Raw genomic sequence first — 16636 nt, forward strand, 5'->3', positions numbered from 1 at the left:
TGTCAGACATAGTGCGGGAATCGACGCATCATGCGAGAACGGGTTCGGGCGGTGGGCGAGACCCGCGCTCAACTACCGTCGACTTATGGTTTCTAGGGTGCAGCGCCTGATTGGGCCGGTGCGGATGCGGCTGACGTTGATCGCTACAGCACTGGTGTTGGTGGCGCTGCTGGTCGCTGGGGGCGTGATGGTTCTCGTCGCGCGGAACCTGCTGTACGGCGCGGCGGATCAGGCGACGTCGACGCGTGCCAACGAAATCGCGACCGAAGTTGCCCTCGATGGCGTCGACGGCCTCGACAAAGCGCTGCTCAACCTGAACCAGTACGTCGACATCATCCAGATCTACGACCCCGCGGGCACACTCCTCATCTCCACCTTCCACGGGAGCACAAAACCTCTCGGACCGTCGCTGGCCCCCGGCTCGGAAACCGTCAACGACGACGTCACCCCCGCCGCCGACGCCCCCGAATTCCGGGCCAGCTTTGTCGGCGTCATCTCCCCCGACCACGGGAAGGTGACGGTCGTCGTCGGGACGTCAGAGAAGCCGCTGCACTGGCTGATCGCGGTCATCGCGCTGCTGTGCGGCCTGACGTTCCCGCTGATAGTGGTATTGATCGGGGTTCTGACCTACTACTTTGTTGGCCGCGCGCTGGAACCCGTCGAAGCCATTCGACGCCAGGTCGACGAGATTTCCGTCGGCGACCTCAACCAGCGGGTGCCCGTGCCCGCGACCCGAGACGAGATCGGCACTTTGGCTGTCACGATGAACCAGATGCTCGACCGCCTCGAGGAGGCCCGCAGCCGCGAACTGCGGTTTGTCGGTGATGCCTCTCACGAACTCAATAGCCCGCTGACGACGCTCGTCGGCCTGTTCGATCTCGCCGAACTGAAAGGTGAAGGCATTGACCGGGAGACGGCCCGCGACGTGATGGCACCGGAGGCGCGTCGCCTGCAATACATGGTGGCCGACATGCTGCTCCTGGCACGCGCCGACGAGAGCGGCGTAGCGTTGCGGTTCGGCTCTGTGGACCTCGACGACCTGGTGGAGTCCGAAGTTCGGCGGCTCACCGCCCTCAGCGACTTTCAGATCAGCGCCACCATTCTGCCAATCCAGGTGGACGGCGACGGTGAGAAGCTCGGCCGCGCCCTCCGCAACCTCACCGACAATGCGATGCGCCATGCGGCCAGCCACATTTCCATCGACATGGCCACCGACGACGAGCATGTCCAGATCACGGTGTCCGACGACGGCCCCGGCGTCTCCGACGACGACAAAGACCGTATCTTGCAGCGCTTCGTCCGCCTCGATTCCGCGCGTACCCGCACCGTCGGCGGTGCCGGGTTGGGCTTGGCGATTGTTTCCGAGATTGTTCGCGCCCACGACGGCACCATGATCGTCGCTGACGCCGAGGCGGGCGGAGCGAGGATCGGATTTTCGTTGCCGTTGGGGGAGTAAGTGACGTGATTGTCGGTGAGGTTGGCCGACGCCGAAGCCGACGCGTTGACGACGTTGCGGGCGTCGGGGATCGATAGAGTGCTTTCCGGGAGGTTGGAGAGAACCATGGACGATCCGCGCAACGCTGATCTCACGGCCAAGGCCAAGATTCGGAACGCCGCACTCGACTTGTATGCCGAGCGGGGCGAGGATGGCGCTTCGATGCGGGCCGTCGCAGCTGCGGCAGGGGTAACGGTGAGCCTGGTGCAGCATCACTTCACCACCAAAGATGGCCTGCGCAGCGCCGTGGAGCAGCTGATCATCGACTATCACAAGGCGGCCATTGCCTCGGCCGCAGCCGAGGGCACCCCGGGCGAGATCGCCGCAGCCCGTGACGAAGCTGTGCGACAAATGCTGGCCGACCATCCCTCGGTGGTGAACTACATGCGCCGGGTTTTGTTGGAGCCAGCCTCCGGCGGTGGAACCATGCTTGCTCGCCTTACGGAACTGTCACGCACGGAGGTCGTGGGCCTTCGCGAAGCTGGCATCGCGTCTACCCGCAGCAGCGTTGCCGAGCAGACGGTCGCGCTGATGGTCCGACAGGTGGGCGAACTCTTTCTGCAGCCACTGGTCGACTCGATGTGGGAGCAGCTCGGGGGCGAGGACAATGCGAGCAAGCCGGTGCTGAGTGTCAGGGCCCAACCTGCGAGCGAATAGACCCGCGCAGCACGGCCTTGTCGATCTTGCCAACCGACGTCACCGGCAGCGATGTGGCCGCATGGATCTGGTCGGGGAGTTTGAAAGCGGCGAGGCCCCGTGCGGTGAGGAAGGCTCGAACTTCCCGCAACGTCGGGGCCGCAGCTTCGCGCACAGGCACGACGACCGCGCAGATCAGCTCGCCGAGGGCATCGTCAGCTAGTCCGACCACCGCGGTGTGTGCGATCGCCGGGTGTGCCAGGAGGTGTTCTTCGACGTCGTCGGCGGCGACGTTTTCTCCGGCGCGCACGATGGTGTCTTTGATCCGGCCGGTCACCGCGAGGTGTCCGGACCGGGTTTGGCGGACGAGGTCGCCGGACCGGTAGAAACCGTCGGGGGTGAAGGCTCGGGCGTTGTGTTCGGGTGCCCGGTAGTAGCCGCGCAACGTGTAGGGGCCGCGGACCAGGAGTTCACCTTCGGTGCCTGCGGGGACTTCGTGTCCGTCGGTGTCGACGACCCGAATCTCGTCGTGGGGGCTCATCGGTGATCCTTGGCTGGCGTGGACGAGTTCACGCGGATCGTCGATGCGGGTGTAGCAAATGAGCCCCTCGGCCATGCCGAATACCTGCTGCACCACGGGGCCCATTGCGGCGTCGATTGCGGCGGCGTTGGGTTCGGCCAACTTGGACCCGCCGACTTGCAGCAGTCGCAGGGTCGAAATGTTTGCGGGCTCCCATTCGGTTGCCGCACACCAGAGTTGGGCCAATGCCGGAACCAGTGCCGTGACGGTGACGCGATACTTTTCGATTGCGTCGAACGCGGACTCTGGACTGGGGTTGCCGGTGAAGACGGTGTGTCCGCCGACGGCGACGGTGCCGAGTAGTCCCGGGCAGCACAGCGGAAAGTTGTGGGCGGCGGGCAGCGCCGCCAGGTAGACGTCGTCGGCGGTGAGGTGGGCGATGTCTGCGGAGCTTGCCGCGTTGAACGCGTAGTCGTTGTGGGTTCGCGGGATCAGTTTCGGTAGCCCGGTGGTGCCGCCGGAAACGAGGAATAGGGCGGGCAAGTCGGGGTCGATGATCGGCGGCGTCCACGGAAGTTCGGATTCGGGGAGTGTCGCAAATTCGCCAGCCTCCCCGGCGACGAAAACGTGGTGGATGGCGGGTACTTGCTTGCGGAGTTCGCTGGCCAAGATTCGGTAGTCGTACCCGTCGGCGACGGCGTCGCACACGTAGCCGCGGGCTCCCGACCCGACGGCAAGGTGCGAGATCTCGCTGATGCGGTGGGCGGGCAAGGTCATTACCGGGACCAGCCCGGCGCGCAGCAAGCCGTAGAAGGTGATGGCGAACTCGGCAGAGTTGTTGAGCTGCAGCACAATCCGATCGCCGGTCGCGAGTCCGGCCGCGATGAATCCGGCGGCACGACTGTCGGCTGCGTGGAGTAGTTCGGCGTAGGTGAGTGTGGTGCCGGTGGCGGCGTCTGTGACGGCGGGGGCGTCGGGCGTGGTGGCGGTTTGGTCGGCGAGTGGCTGCCAGAGTGGCTGGCCTGCGAAAAGCTTTGCTTCTCGGTAGCAGTCGGCGAGTTCTGTGCGGTGTGCGACGAAGCCGGTGGCGAGGGTGTTGGGGGTGGAGGTCATACGCGAGTCCTTGACTAGGTGAGGCTAGGGCAGCCTAACCTACTCCGGTGGCCTGATGTAGATTAGCCTCACCTAATTTCTTAGCAGTCGATGATGGGACATACGAATGGCGCTGGCACCAGCTTCCGAAGCAGTGGACACCCACCCGAATGACGACTTCGCCGCCCATGCCGCGGCAGTCTGCGGCACCTGGGCGGCGTCGGGAGAGTTCGGTGATTATGTCGTCTACGAACGTGACGGGCGTTGGGTTTTTGCCGCTCGCCCGCAGGCCCGAATCGTCCTCACGAAGAATCGGGTGATCGTCGACCAGCACGACGGCCAGCATCTCGACTTCGGCTGGCAGGGCCAACCCGCCGATGCCCTTCGAGAAGCTTTCGCCGGATTGAGCCAGCCGAACTGGCGGCTCTACGGTTGGGTCGGATTCGACTACTGCGCACCGCATCACGGACTGTTAGATCACGTTCCCGACGACGTGGTTCTCGCTCAATTTATTGTTCCGGGGCTTGAAGCCTTCATTGATGAAGCGGGCATCGGCATGGAAAATGCCGACGAAGAAACACTCGCTCGCCTGCGGGAGTTGGCCGAACACCCGATGGTGCCCGGCAGCGGGGACGAGATCAATGTGACCGTCGATCATGACAATTACCGCGGGCGCGTCGCGACCGCGGTCCGGGAAATCAACGACGGCCGCTACCAGAAGGTGATTCTCTCGCGCGCCGTCGATATCGACTACGACGTCGACATCCCGGCGACTTATGTCCGCGGCCGCGCGGGAAACAACCCGGCGCGGTCGTACCTGCTGCGACTCGGGGGTTTGGCGGCGGCGGGCTTTAGCCCCGAACTGGTGGTGGCGGCAGACGGTTTCGGGACAGTTGTGACCGAACCGCTGGCGGGTACTCGAGCCTTTGGGCGGTCACCGGATATCGACTTGGCGGCCCGCGAGGATCTGCTGTCGGACGAGAAGGAGATCGCCGAGCACGCCATGTCGGTACGTGCATGCTTCACGGAGATCGAGTCGGTGGCGCTCCCGGGGACCACCGCCGTCGACGAGTTCATGGTGGTCCGTGAACGCGGTAGCGTTCAGCATCTCGCTTCCACGGTGTCCGGACGGTTGGATCCGGAAGCGGGGCCGTGGCGCGCGCTCGGCGTGCTATTTCCGTCAATCACAGCGTCCGGGATTCCGAAAGCGCCTGCGTTGGAAGCGATCTATCGATTGGAGCCGCAGCGTCGCGAACTCTATTCCGGTGCGGTCCTGATGGCCGATTCCGGTGGCGCTCTAGAGGCTGCCCTCGCCCTGCGGAGCATCTTCGCCGAGGGCGACCGCGCCTGGATTCGCGCTGGCGCTGGCATCGTGGGGCAGTCGCGCCCCGACCGGGAGTTTGAAGAAACCTGTGAGAAGCTCGCCAGTGTGGCCCCGTTTGTCGTGCGGGCCGCTCGATGAATCCAACAGCAATCAAACCCGAAGCAATCAACCCCAAAGCGATCCGTGACGATATCGCGGCGCTTCTCGGGATCGACGCCGCGACGATCGACGATGCCGACGATCTGATCGGCGTCGGGCTCGATTCCATCCGAATGATGCGGCTCGCCGGTGGGTGGCGCAAGCGCGGGCACGACATCAGCTTCGCCGATCTGGCAGCTACCCCGACGGTCGCCGCGTGGGCCGCGCTCCTGGCGCCGACAAGCACTCCCGACGCACCCGCGCCCATCACCTGGGACGAAACCGACTGGCAGGGAGACGATTTCCCGCTCGCCCCGATGCAGCACGCGTACTGGGTTGGTCGAACCGGCAGCACGGAACTTGGCGGGGTGGCCGCGCACCTGTACGTGGAGTTCGATGGTGCGAACCTGGATGCTGAGCGCCTCGCTGCGGCCGCCGAGACACTGGCTCAACGCCATCACATGCTGCGCGCTCGCTTCACCGCAGACGGTAGGCAGATCATCGATCCGAGCCTGCGTCGCCCGGCACTGGTGGTTGACGATCAACGCGGTGCAGCCGCCGATGAGTTGGCCACGCTGCTCGCGGATCGCCGATCCGGCAAAAGTCACCAGGTGCTCGACGTCGCGAGCGGCGAGGTCTTTGATCTCACCCTGACCTTGCTCCCCGGCGGCCAGCATCGGCTGCACTTCGACATCGACATGCTCGCGGCGGACGCCATGAGCTATCGGATGCTGCTGAGCGATCTCGTCGCCCTCTACGACGGCAGAACTCCCGCTCCGATCGCCGTTTCCTATCGGGACTACCTGAAAGACCGTGCGCAACATCCAGATTCGGCGCGCGATGCCGATCGGCAATGGTGGGCCGAGCGGCTCGACGACCTTCCCGGCGGACCGGAACTCCCGTCGCGTCCAGCGGGTCAGAGCGCGCACGCTCGGCCGCAGGTGCTTCGGATGAATCACTGGCTCAGCGGTGAGGCCCGCGACACCCTGTTCGCCGCAGCCCGCGCCCGCAGTCTGACGCCAGCAGCGGTTGTCGGTGCCGTCTATGCCGCCAGTGTTGGCGCGTGGTCGGCCAGCCCACGTTTTCTGCTGAACGTTCCGCTCTTCAATCGCGCACCGATGCACCCGGAAATCGAGTTGGTGTCGGGCGACTTCAGTTCGTCAATTCTGGTCGACGTCGATCTCACCGTCCTGACCGAGCCCGGCCGCGACTGCGTTGTTGATCTTGCTCGCGATCTGCAGCGTCGCATGCACGAGGCCGGTGCCCACAGCGCCTACGGTGCTCTGGATGTGCTTCGCGACCTCAGCCGTCGTCGCGGCGAAACAATCTTGGCCCCAGTGGTTTTCACCAGTGCGCTGGGTCTTGGCGAACTGTTTGCCGACGAGGTTCTCGGTCGTTTCGGCAAACCGGTGCATCTGGTCTCGCAAGGCCCACAGGTCCTACTCGATGCCCAGGTCACCGAGTTCGGCGGCGGTCTCCTGGTGAACTGGGACGTGCGGATCGACCAGTTCCCGGATGGGGTGGTCGAGGCGATGTTCGCGCACTTTGCTGCGGCTCTCGATCGGCTGGCCGCTCCGGGCGAAGCCGGTTGGCTGGCGGAGGCACTCCCGCAATTGCCCGTTGACCAGCGGACGGTCCGCGGCGCCGTTAACGCAACGAATGCGCCGGCCAGTGGTCGAGTGCTGCACCAGGGATTCTTCGACGTCGCGGCCACCGACCCGGGGCGCTCCGCGCTGATCTGGGCTGATGACAGTGAATCTGGCAGCTCTGAACTCACCTACGGTCAACTCGCGCAGCAAGCCCTGGCGGTGGCCTCGGGCCTCCGTGCGGTCGGGGTGCGGCCGGGCGACGCCGTTGGCGTTGCGCTCCGCAAGGGCTATCGGCAGGTGATCGCGACACTCGGTGTGTACGCCGCCGGTGCGGTGTGGGTGCCCGTCTCCTACGACCAACCCACTTCGCGTCGAGCCGCCATTCTGCGAACTGGCGAAGCGCGGGTACTGCTGACCGACGACGCTGTCGCGGCGGACACGCTCGACCTGCCGGTTGTGGAACTATCCGATGCGCTGACGGCGCCACCACTGTCGGGACCACACCTGCCCGATCCGGAAGACGTTGCCTACGTGCTGTTTACCTCCGGATCCACGGGCACCCCGAAGGGGGTCGAGGTACCGCATCGTGCGGCCATGAACACCATCGACGACATCAACGGCCGCTTTGCTGTTGGCCCGGCGGACCGGTCAATCACTGTCGCAGCTTTGGAATTCGATATCTCCGTCTACGACATCTTCGGCCTCTACAGTGCGGGCGGTGCGGTCATCGCCATCGGTGCCGACGACGCGAAAGATCCGGCGGCGTGGCGGCAGCAACTCGTCGCGCACGGGGCCAGCATCCTGACCTGCGTCCCGAGCGCACTCGATATGTTACTGACCGATGCTGAGACCACCACCAAAGATCTGGGGAACAGCCTGCGGGCGGTCCTCATTGGCGGCGACTGGGTGGGCGTCGACCTACCGGTGCGCCTGGCTGCACTTTCGCCGAGTACCCGGTTCGCGGGCCTCGGCGGTGCCACCGAGATCGCCATTCACGGCACGGTCTGCGAAACCTCGCAGCCGCCCGCCGATTGGACGGCGGTGCCGTTCGGTACGCCGCTGAACAATGTGGTGTGCCGCGTAGTTAGCGAACTCGGCACCGACTGCCCCGATTGGGTGACCGGCGAGCTGTGGGTCGGCGGTGACGGGGTGGCTTGCGGCTACCGCAACGAGCCGCAACGCACGGCGGAACGGTTTGTCGAATACGCCGGTAGCCGCTGGTACCGCACCGGCGACCTCGCTCGCTACTGGCCCGACGGCACCGTTGAGTTTGTTGGTCGCGCCGACAATCAGGTCAAGATCCGCGGCTACCGGGTGGAACTCGGCGAGATCGAAGGTGTGCTGCGGAGCCTGCCCGGCGTACGTCACGCGGTCGCCATCCTCCTGACCGGCGACGGCCCGGCTGTTCTGGCGTCGGCGGTGACACCGGAGCCGGGCGTGACGCTGGAAGGCGACGACGTGCTGGCGCAGCTCGCGAATCATCTGCCGTCGTACATGGTGCCCGCGGTGTTGGACGTGCGCGACGAGCTCCCGCTGACCGGCAACGGCAAGTTTGATCGAGTCGCGCTCACCGCACTCCTCGGTGCTGCGAGCGGCTCAGTGAGTACCAGCCGCGAACCCGCCACCGATCTGGAACGGGCGCTCCTGGCCATTGTCTCCGATGTGATGCACGGTCAGCGGCTTGGCGTCGACGACGACTTTTTTGCGGCCGGCGGCGACTCCGTGCTGGCCACGACGGTGATTGCTCGCGTCCGCGACCTGCTCGACGCGCCGCAAGCGGGGGTCGCCGATATTTTTGCGGCCCGAAGTATCGCGCAGCTGGCAACCCGGCTCGCCGAGACCGATCAGGTGCCCGGCCGACTGGAACAAATCGCGGGCTTCTATCTGGAGATCGCCGCCATGGATGACGAAGAGTTGATTGCCCAATGAGCCAAACCACCACCCTCCTGTGCATCGGCGCGGGCCCGAAATCACTTGCTGTGGCAGCGAAAGCCAAGGTCCTCGCCGATCTTGGCTTGCCCGCACCGCGCGTGGTGATCGTCGACCGGTACGGGGTCGGCGGCAACTGGTTGCCGATGGGCGGCTGGACGGACGGTCGGCATCGGCTGGGAACCAGTCCGGAGAAAGACGTCGGATTCCCGTATCGCGGCGCACCGCATCGCATGCACGCCGCGGAGATTAACGCGGGAATGCTCGAGTTCAGTTGGATGGCGTTCCTGGTGGCGCATCAGACGTACACCGAATGGGTCGACCGCGGCCGCCCAAACCCGCACCATCACGTTTGGGCGCGCTACCTCGATTGGGTGGCTAGGCGGTCGGGGACGGACTTGCGCCTCGGAACGGTAAACCGAGTGCATCTGGAAGACGACGGCTGGCGACTCGACTATGTGACCGCGGATGGCGCTGTCGAAACGGTCAGCGGCGACGGACTCCTGGTGACCGGCCCGGGGTCGAGTGATGAGCCGCTCCTCGACGATCCGCGCGTCTACTCGGTGTCGAAGTTTTGGAATGCCATCTCACGCAAAGATATTCCGGTGGCGTCACGCGCCGCGGTGGTCGGCGGCGGGGAGACGGCGGCGTCGGCCCTCGACGAATTGGTGCGCCACGAGATGATGTCGATCTCGGTGATCTCACCGGCACCGACCATCTATACGCGCGGCGAAAGCTATTTCGAGAACTCGGTGTTTTCCGACCCCACCGGTTGGTCGGCGCTGCCCGCAACGGAGCGGCGCGACGTGATTCGCCGGACCGACCGCGGAGTGTTCTCCGTCAGCGTCCAAGAGAACCTGCTGACTGACGACCGCATCCACCACCTGCGGGGCCGCGTTACCGGCGCGAGACGGGTGGGCGATTCGGTGACCCTGACGCTCGACAACCCGGGAGCCATGGCGACCGATCACTCCTTCGATCTGGTCGTCGACGCGACAGGTGGCCGCCCGTTGTGGTTCCTCGATCTGTTCGACGACGAGACGCTCGACGAGCTTGAACTGGCGCTCGGCAATCGGCCGGAGCTGGGGGTTGTGGAAGCGGCGATCGGGCACGACCTCGCCGTCACCGGCCTGAGCCAACCGCTGTATCTTCCGAATCTCGCGGGCTTTGCGCAAGGCCCCGGCTTCCCCAATCTCAGTTGCTTGGGCGAACTCTCGAACCGGGTGCTGAGAAGTGCCGTCGACCGCGCGGCTACCCGAAGTGGGTTGGGCCGATGACCAACGACTACCGAATCGCCCGGGAAATCATCGGCGTTGATGACGACGTGCGGGCGGCTGGACCACCGCCGGTGCCGACCGCAGCGGGGGAGTTTGCCCTGCGCCCGGTAGATCCGGACGCCGATGCGGCCATGCTGCAGGAATGGTTCGCGCGCGAACACCTGGCGAGTACTTGGGAGCAGGAATGGTCCAGCGAACGCTGGAGCGCCGATGCCCGCTATCGGCTGTCGGGTGACTATTCGCGCCCGGTGATCTTTGCCCGCAACGGTGTGGACGTCGGATACCTGGAGATCTATCGGGTGGCACGCGACGAGATCGCCAGGCTCTACCCGGTGGACCCACACGACCTCGGCTTTCACATCGCGACTGCCGATCGTGCGCTCCTCGGCCGCGGCCTGATTTCCGGGATGCTGCGCGAGCTGGCCGACGCGCTGCTTGCGGCAGACCCCGCTTGCCGTCGCATCGTCGCGGAACCGGCGTCGTCGAATGCCCCCATCCGGCGTGCCCTCACGAAGCGTGGGTGGAGCGACGTCGGAGAGTTTCAAGTCCGCCCGGACCGTCGCGTTGCGCTGCACCTGCTGGACCGCCCCGTTGCACCCACCCTGACCGCCCCCACGAGTTTGGACGTTGACTGATGACACAAGCCCGCACCGCCCCCGCTCTCCGCGCCTTCCACAAACCGGTTCACGAGAACTCGCCACTTCTGCTCGTGTTTCCCCACGCCGGTGGCGGAGCGTCTTCGTACCGGGAACTGTCGCAACAACTTTCGGCACAGTACGAGGTCCGGGTAATGCAGTACCCGGGCAGGCAAGACCGTGCCCGCGAAGCCGCAGCCACCTCGCTGACCGAACTCGCCGCCGAGGCCTTTGCGTCGGTGGCCGCCGACGACAACCTCGCTGGCCGCCCAACGGTGGTGTTTGGTCACAGCATGGGCGCCATCGTCGCTTTCGAATTCACCAGGCTGCTTGAGTCCGCCGGAGGGCCGCCGGCGCGGTTGGTGGTTTCGGCCGCGACAGCACCCAGCCAAGTGGCGGATCTGCCTAAACACCCCGATTCCGATGAGGAACTTCTGGCGCATCTGTCGGGGCTACAGGGCACCGGGGGCCAAGTGATGTCCAACGATGCCGTTATGCGGATGGCGTTGCCCGCGCTACGCGCCGACTACCGGGCGTTCGACGCCTACGACTGTCCCACTGATGCTCGGGTGTCGGTGCCGATCCAGGTGATTGGCGGCGCCGACGACCCGGTGATCGCACCGTTTCGGCTGCATTCGTGGACCCGCCATGCCGACGATGTCGATGTCCGGATCGTCGACGGCGGGCACTTCTATCTCAACGAGCATCCCGAAACGTTGGTCGACCTTCTCCTGGCCGGGGCAGCGCGGTGATCCCGGACGATGCCATCGTTATCGTCGGGATGGGCGTGGAAGCACCGGGTGGGATTGAGACACCCGAGGACTTCTTCGACGCTCTCGCCGCCGGTGCTGACCTGATCGGGCCGCTGCCCCGTGATCGTGACTGGCCCATCGACCAGATCCTGGCGCTGGGAGCGCTCCCCGGGTGGGGCGCGGTCCCCGACGCTGGCGGTTTCCTGGACGGGGCCGCGGAATTCGACCCGCAGTTCTTTGGACTGAGCCCCCGCGAGGCGATGGCAATGGATCCGCAGCAGCGAGTCGCGATGCGTGTGGCGTGGCGGGCCTTGGAAAACGCCGGGGTACGGCCCGACAGCCTCACCGGCGCCGAGATGGGCGTCTACTTCGGGGCATCGGCAATGGAGTATGGGCCCCGGGCGGCAAGCGTCAACAGCTACTCGGGGCACCGGATCGCCGGTGCCGCAATGGGATCGGTATCCGGCCGCATCTCGCACACCCTCGGCATCGCCGGTCCATCGATGACGATCGACACCGCATGCGCCTCCTCACTGACGGCCATCCACCAGGCTGCCGCCGCCATCCGCGCGGGTGAATGCGACAGCGCGATCGCCGGTGGTGTGTGCGTGATGGGTTCACCCGGGGCGTTCTTCGAGTTCTCCCGAAACAATGCACTCGCCGCAGATGGACGCTGCCGGTCGTATTCGGCGAAAGCCGACGGCACCGCGTGGGGCGAAGGTGCGGGTGCGGTGATCCTCGAAACGGCGGCCACAGCGCGCGCCGCCGGGCACCGCATCTACGGTGCCATCGCCGGATCGCGGGTCAATCACAACGGAGCGGGTGCCCCGATCGTGGTGCCGAGCGCGCAAGCGCAGCGTCAGGTCATCGAAGCCACCTTGCGGATCTCACGGGTCAACGCCGCCGACGTTGACCTGATTGAAGGGCACGGGACCGGAACCCTCGGGGATGCGTTAGAACTGGAAGCCCTCGCCGCCACCTACGGCGCGGCCAGCGGTGCGGCGACTCCGGCCGCGGTCGGGTCGGTGAAGTCGAACGCGGGGCACGCCCAGGCCGCGTCGGGCGTCCTCGGCCTCATCAAAGTGCTGCAGTGCGGACGCAACGGACAGATCGTCGCCAGTCGGTTCGCCGACGAACCCACCACCGACATCGACTGGGACACAGCTGGATTGCGCATCCCGTCAGTAACACAGGAGTGGCCCGCGCGCCACGGTCACCGACTGGCGGCCGTCTCCAGTTTTGGTGTCTCCGGAACCAACACCCACCTGATCGTCGACATGCCGGAGGCCAACCGTGCCTGAGCCCACCGTGAACCACCATTCTGCACACAAGTATGTGCTGCCCGACGGTCGTATCCCCGTCGTCATCTCCGCCGATGCAGAAGCGGGCGTGGGGCGTTTCGCCGCCGCAATCGCCACCTTCCTGCGCGCGAATCCGGGCCTCGACGCTCAGCGCGTCGCCGACTACCTCCTCGATGCCCGACCGGTGCGTCGTCATCGGGCGATCGCTGCGGTGTCCGATCGCACGGAACTTTTGGAAGCACTCGACGCCCTGACCGACGGACGGTCGTACCCGTGCGTGGTTCGGGGCACCGCGTCGTCGCACAGGTTTGCCTACGTCTACCCCGGCCAGGGTGGCCAGCGCCCCGGAATGGGTGCCGTCGACTATGCGCACTCGGCGGCCTATCGCGCGGCCGTCGACGAATGCCATGCCGAGTCCATGGCGCTGTTCGGTACCTCGCCAATCGACTACGTTTTGGGTCGCCGCGGCACCACTCAAACCGACGACGTGCGCGTGGTGCAACCGGCGCTATTCATGCACATGTTGGGTCTCACCGCCATGTGGGACGACGCCGGCGTGCGCCCGGAGATGACCGTCGGACACTCGCAGGGCGAGATCGCCGCCGCGGTACGCAGTGGAATCGCCACCCTCCGCGACGGGTTAGTCGTGGTCACGGTGCGTGCGCGGGCTGTCGATGCGGTGGCCCCGCGTGGCTACACGATGGCCGTCCTCGGTATTGATATCGACGAGGCCGAGGCCCTCCTGGCGCGAAACTCCGGGTGGATGGAACTGTCGGTGGTGAACTCCGCGCACATCCTGTGCGTGTCGGGTGAACGCGATGCCGTCGTCTCGCTGGTGGAGACGTTGACGGCAGAAGGCAAGTTCGCCAAGGAGATTCGCGTCGCCTATCCCGCACACACCAGCATTGTCAGTAAGTTCCGCGATGAACTGGCACCCAACTTTGACCGGTACGGGCTGGGCGAACTGTTCGGCCCGGCCAAGATCCCGTGCGTCGGTGCCACCTTGGGTGAGGCCATCGCCGAGACGATGCCGATCCGCGACTACTGGTTCTGGAACCTGCGCAATCGAGTGCGATTCGACCGCGCCGTCACCACCGCCGTCGACTCCGGTGCCGACCGATTCATTGAGATTGCCGAGCATCCGACGCTGGTATTGGCAATGTCGGAAACCCTCGCCGATCACCCGAACACCGAGATCATCGCAACGCGCCGTCGAGAATGCACCGACCTGGAACTCTTCACCCGAAACGTGCTGACCGTGGCCGTCAGCGATCAACGGTTTCACTGGACCGCATGGGCCACCGAGGACTCCGGTGCGTCACCGGCCCGCGCGCTCCCACTCGAGGGATTTCCCAACTCGCCGATGCGCCGCGTCCACCACTGGGCACCGTTCATCGACGGGATCGACGATGCAGCGAACCAGCCCGGTTGGGCATCACCGCGGGTGGACCATGACGTGCGCGCATTGCGAACGGCGTGGGAGCGTCCGGCCAGTCGTAAGCTCGTTGCACCCCAAAAGATTGCACTCCTGACGATGGACGATGCTGATCATCGTGCGGCCGAGGAGATCTGTCTGCGCGCCCCGGATCACGGAGCTCGCGCGTGGCAGGGATCCGGCGCGGGAGCCGATGCCGCGCTCCTGTTGCTTCCTGTCGGGCGGGGCGTCGGCTTGCTGAGCGACGTCCTCACCGAACTCGACCTCGTCGAACTCCCGGCGATGCTGTGGGTTGCGACGACCGGCGCCGAAACGGTGGCGCCGACGGAGATTGCCGATGCCGGGCATGCGGCCGTGATGGCTGGGCTTCGGTGCTTGGCGGCCGAACGGCCAGGATTGCGTATCGCTCAGCTCGATCTGCCCATCGGCGGGGCATCGGCAGACGACATTTTGTCGGCGATCCACGTCGGTGGGGAGTCGGCCGTGGTGCTTCGTGACGGTGCGACGTTGGTCAAACGACTTGTCCCAGTTGATGTTTCGGATCAACAGGTGCCAGCGGTGACGCACGCCGTCATCACCGGCGGTACCGGTCGGGTCGGATTGGCGATGGCCGAGCGGATCGCGCACGACGGTGCCCGGCGTATCATCCTGCTCAGCCGGTCTGGTGGCAACAAGGAGGCGCGGCGAACGGCGCGGCGGATTGCTCATCGATTCGGCGTCGTCGTCGACCTGCGGCGCTGCGACCTCACCGACGAGACGTCTGTGGTCGCGGCCGTCGGTGACCTTGGCAAGGTAGATCTGCTGGTGCACGCCGCACTCGACTACGTGGCCGGACCGCTGACGTCGTTCACCCCGGCCGATGTGGCCCGAGCTTTCGGCGCGAAAGTTGATGGGCTGTCGCGAATCATGGCGGCACTGAACGGATTTGGGAAAGATGGCGGTGGGCGGGTGCTGATCTGCTCGTCGCTGGCGGCGACGATCGGCGGACGCGACCAAGCGCTGTATGCCGCGGCCAACCGACTCTTGGAAGTTGAGGCGGCGCACCTCCGAGCCAACGGGATCGACGCCGTCGCGATCGGGTGGGGCCTGTGGGCGGTGCAAGGGCCACTCGACGCTGACGGCGTGGAGCGGGTCACCTCAACGGGGGTGGTGCCGATGGCGCCGACTGCCGCCCTTGACGTTGGACTCCGCGTCACCGAGGATGCGCAGGTTCTTGCCGCCACCTGGCCGGATCTGCGGGATCTGCTCTCGGTGCTGGGAATGTCGTCGTTGATCGCCGAAGTTCCGGACCTGCGGGTGTCGGTGCCCGAAGTTGGCCAGCCTGAGCCATCCCCGGAGAGTGTTGCCGCTGAAGCGATTCCGATGACGCTGTCGACTGACATCCCGCTGGCGGGCATTCCGTCTTCAGATGTCCCGTCGGAGGATTTGACCGCAGGCCTGGTTGAGGAGCTAGCCGTGGCGATGGGGCTGGCGGCGAGTGATATTGACCTGACGACCCCGTTGGTGGCGTTGGGGGTGGATTCCTTGCAGGCGTTGGACTTCCGCAAACGCGTCCAGGGCCGGCTATCACGCGACCTGCCGGTGGAAGCAATCCTCGGCGGCGCGAGCTTGGCCGATGTCGTCGAAATTCTGGACGTCGCATGACCGTGACCAGGGCAACCTTACTAAGGCTAGACTTACCTTCCTTATGTTTGGTTGAATTGCCGCATGTATGAGGACGAGCGATACGTGGTCGAGGAACAATCGAAGGCTGCGGCCAACGAATCCGGCTCGAAGGTCAACTGGCCGACGGTGATGATGTCCGCGGGTATTGCCGCGATGATTTCGGCGATTGTGCTGGCGATCGGTATGGCCGGGCTCATGGTTAGCGGTGTGACTACCAAGGCGGCCGTGGCGGAGGCGCCAGCGACTGTCGTGAATCTGGGGGCGCAGCAGCAAGCGCCGGGTGCGCCCGCGGCACCCGCGGCAGCGCCGTCGTCGGATGTGGCACCTGCTCCGGTTGCGGAGGTTCCGGCCGATGTCCCGGCCCCCGCGCCGGTCCCTGAGGCCACCACTGCCGCGCAGCCGACTGCCGCGCAGGCGAGTGGCCCCACTACGCCGACCGCTGCGCAGTTGCAGGCGGATCTGGATTTTCTCGGTTCGGGTGCCTCGGGCGCACAGAAGGCGCAGCGGCTTGAGGGTGGGTCTCGCGCGGTGAATCAGGCGCAGGGCATTCTTGGTCTCGCTAAACGGTTCAAGGCGATGGGTCTGACGTACCGGATCGTCGACCCGGTTACCGTGAACGGCAATACGGCGTCGGCGCGCATGAAGCTCGCGTCTCCCGGCTACGACCCGACTTACATGACCCTCAAGTGGGTGTGGCAAGACGGCCGTTGGAAGCTCACCAACGCCTCCGTCTGCGACCTCGGCTCCTACGCCTCCATTCCCTGCAATCTCTAGTCGTCGTCGCTCCGCTCCTCCCGTTCTCGCATGATGCGTCGATTCCCGCACTATGTCTGACGTAGTGCGGGAAT

At 65.7% G+C, this 16636-nt stretch carries 11 protein-coding genes; 10 read left to right on the top strand and 1 reads right to left on the bottom strand.

Annotation, left to right across the window (positions count from 1 at the left end; translation table 11 throughout):
- Positions 1–85 precede the first annotated feature (85 nt).
- Both WBA38_RS00220 and WBA38_RS00225 read left to right on the top strand, forming a co-directional pair.
- Positions 86–1456 carry an ATP-binding protein gene (locus WBA38_RS00220; RefSeq protein ID WP_424296972.1) on the top strand — a complete coding sequence of 457 codons (1371 nt, stop codon included), beginning with the start codon at positions 86–88 and terminating at the stop codon, positions 1454–1456.
- 105 nt (positions 1457–1561) lie between these two features.
- Positions 1562–2152, top strand: coding sequence for a TetR/AcrR family transcriptional regulator (locus tag WBA38_RS00225; protein WP_424296971.1), 591 nt, complete (start codon positions 1562–1564; stop codon positions 2150–2152).
- On the opposite strand, the gene WBA38_RS00230 is transcribed toward WBA38_RS00225, so the two are convergent.
- Positions 2127–3764: a (2,3-dihydroxybenzoyl)adenylate synthase gene (locus WBA38_RS00230; RefSeq protein WP_424321781.1), complete on the bottom strand. Its 1638-nt coding sequence runs from the start codon at positions 3762–3764 to the stop codon at positions 2127–2129. The two genes, WBA38_RS00225 and WBA38_RS00230, sit on opposite strands and share 26 nt — an antisense overlap.
- A 106-nt stretch (positions 3765–3870) precedes the next feature.
- On the opposite strand from WBA38_RS00230, the gene WBA38_RS00235 reads away from it, so the two are divergent.
- The 8 genes from WBA38_RS00235 to WBA38_RS00270 all read left to right on the top strand — a co-directional run bounded on the left by WBA38_RS00235 (position 3871) and on the right by WBA38_RS00270 (position 16562).
- On the top strand, positions 3871–5205 hold the full coding sequence (locus WBA38_RS00235) for a salicylate synthase (protein WP_424296968.1): 1335 nt from the start codon (positions 3871–3873) through the stop codon (positions 5203–5205).
- Positions 5202–8723, top strand: a complete 3522-nt coding sequence (locus WBA38_RS00240; protein WP_424321782.1) for an amino acid adenylation domain-containing protein — start codon at positions 5202–5204, stop codon at positions 8721–8723. Before WBA38_RS00235 ends, WBA38_RS00240 begins: the two co-directional genes overlap by 4 nt.
- Positions 8720–10000, top strand: coding sequence for a SidA/IucD/PvdA family monooxygenase (locus WBA38_RS00245; RefSeq protein WP_424296964.1), 1281 nt, complete (start codon positions 8720–8722; stop codon positions 9998–10000). Before WBA38_RS00240 ends, WBA38_RS00245 begins: the two co-directional genes overlap by 4 nt.
- Complete coding sequence (locus tag WBA38_RS00250) at positions 9997–10635, top strand: GNAT family N-acetyltransferase (RefSeq protein ID WP_424296962.1); 639 nt, start codon at positions 9997–9999, stop codon at positions 10633–10635. The genes WBA38_RS00245 and WBA38_RS00250 overlap by 4 nt, the downstream gene beginning before the upstream one ends.
- Positions 10635–11387, top strand: a complete 753-nt coding sequence (locus WBA38_RS00255) for a thioesterase II family protein (protein WP_424296960.1) — start codon at positions 10635–10637, stop codon at positions 11385–11387. The genes WBA38_RS00250 and WBA38_RS00255 overlap by 1 nt, the downstream gene beginning before the upstream one ends.
- On the top strand, positions 11384–12688 hold the full coding sequence (locus tag WBA38_RS00260; RefSeq protein WP_424321783.1) for a polyketide synthase: 1305 nt from the start codon (positions 11384–11386) through the stop codon (positions 12686–12688). The genes WBA38_RS00255 and WBA38_RS00260 overlap by 4 nt, the downstream gene beginning before the upstream one ends.
- Positions 12681–15767: an SDR family NAD(P)-dependent oxidoreductase gene (locus tag WBA38_RS00265; RefSeq protein WP_424321784.1), complete on the top strand. Its 3087-nt coding sequence runs from the start codon at positions 12681–12683 to the stop codon at positions 15765–15767. Before WBA38_RS00260 ends, WBA38_RS00265 begins: the two co-directional genes overlap by 8 nt.
- Before the next feature lie 63 nt (positions 15768–15830).
- Positions 15831–16562 (top strand): hypothetical protein, encoded by a 732-nt coding sequence (locus WBA38_RS00270; RefSeq protein ID WP_424321785.1) that lies wholly within the window; start codon positions 15831–15833, stop codon positions 16560–16562.
- The last annotated feature ends 74 nt before the right edge of the window (positions 16563–16636 follow it).

Origin of the sequence: Gordonia sp. (in: high G+C Gram-positive bacteria), assembly GCF_049647785.1 — a bacterium.
In the GTDB taxonomy this organism is placed as follows: Bacteria; Actinomycetota; Actinomycetes; order Mycobacteriales; family Mycobacteriaceae; genus Gordonia.

Excerpts from the sequence above, each read along its gene's own strand:
- WBA38_RS00230 (WP_424321781.1), bottom strand. The coding sequence starts at position 3,764 with ATGACCTCCACCCCCAACACCCTCGCCACCGGCTTCGTCGCACACCGC.
- WBA38_RS00255 (WP_424296960.1), top strand. The coding sequence starts at position 10,635 with ATGACACAAGCCCGCACCGCCCCCGCTCTCCGCGCCTTCCACAAACCG.
- WBA38_RS00245 (WP_424296964.1), top strand. The coding sequence starts at position 8,720 with ATGAGCCAAACCACCACCCTCCTGTGCATCGGCGCGGGCCCGAAATCA.
- WBA38_RS00250 (WP_424296962.1), top strand. The coding sequence starts at position 9,997 with ATGACCAACGACTACCGAATCGCCCGGGAAATCATCGGCGTTGATGAC.
- WBA38_RS00225 (WP_424296971.1), top strand. The coding sequence starts at position 1,562 with ATGGACGATCCGCGCAACGCTGATCTCACGGCCAAGGCCAAGATTCGG.
- WBA38_RS00235 (WP_424296968.1), top strand. The coding sequence starts at position 3,871 with ATGGCGCTGGCACCAGCTTCCGAAGCAGTGGACACCCACCCGAATGAC.
- WBA38_RS00240 (WP_424321782.1), top strand. The coding sequence starts at position 5,202 with ATGAATCCAACAGCAATCAAACCCGAAGCAATCAACCCCAAAGCGATC.
- WBA38_RS00270 (WP_424321785.1), top strand. The coding sequence starts at position 15,831 with ATGTATGAGGACGAGCGATACGTGGTCGAGGAACAATCGAAGGCTGCG.
- WBA38_RS00220 (WP_424296972.1), top strand. The coding sequence starts at position 86 with ATGGTTTCTAGGGTGCAGCGCCTGATTGGGCCGGTGCGGATGCGGCTG.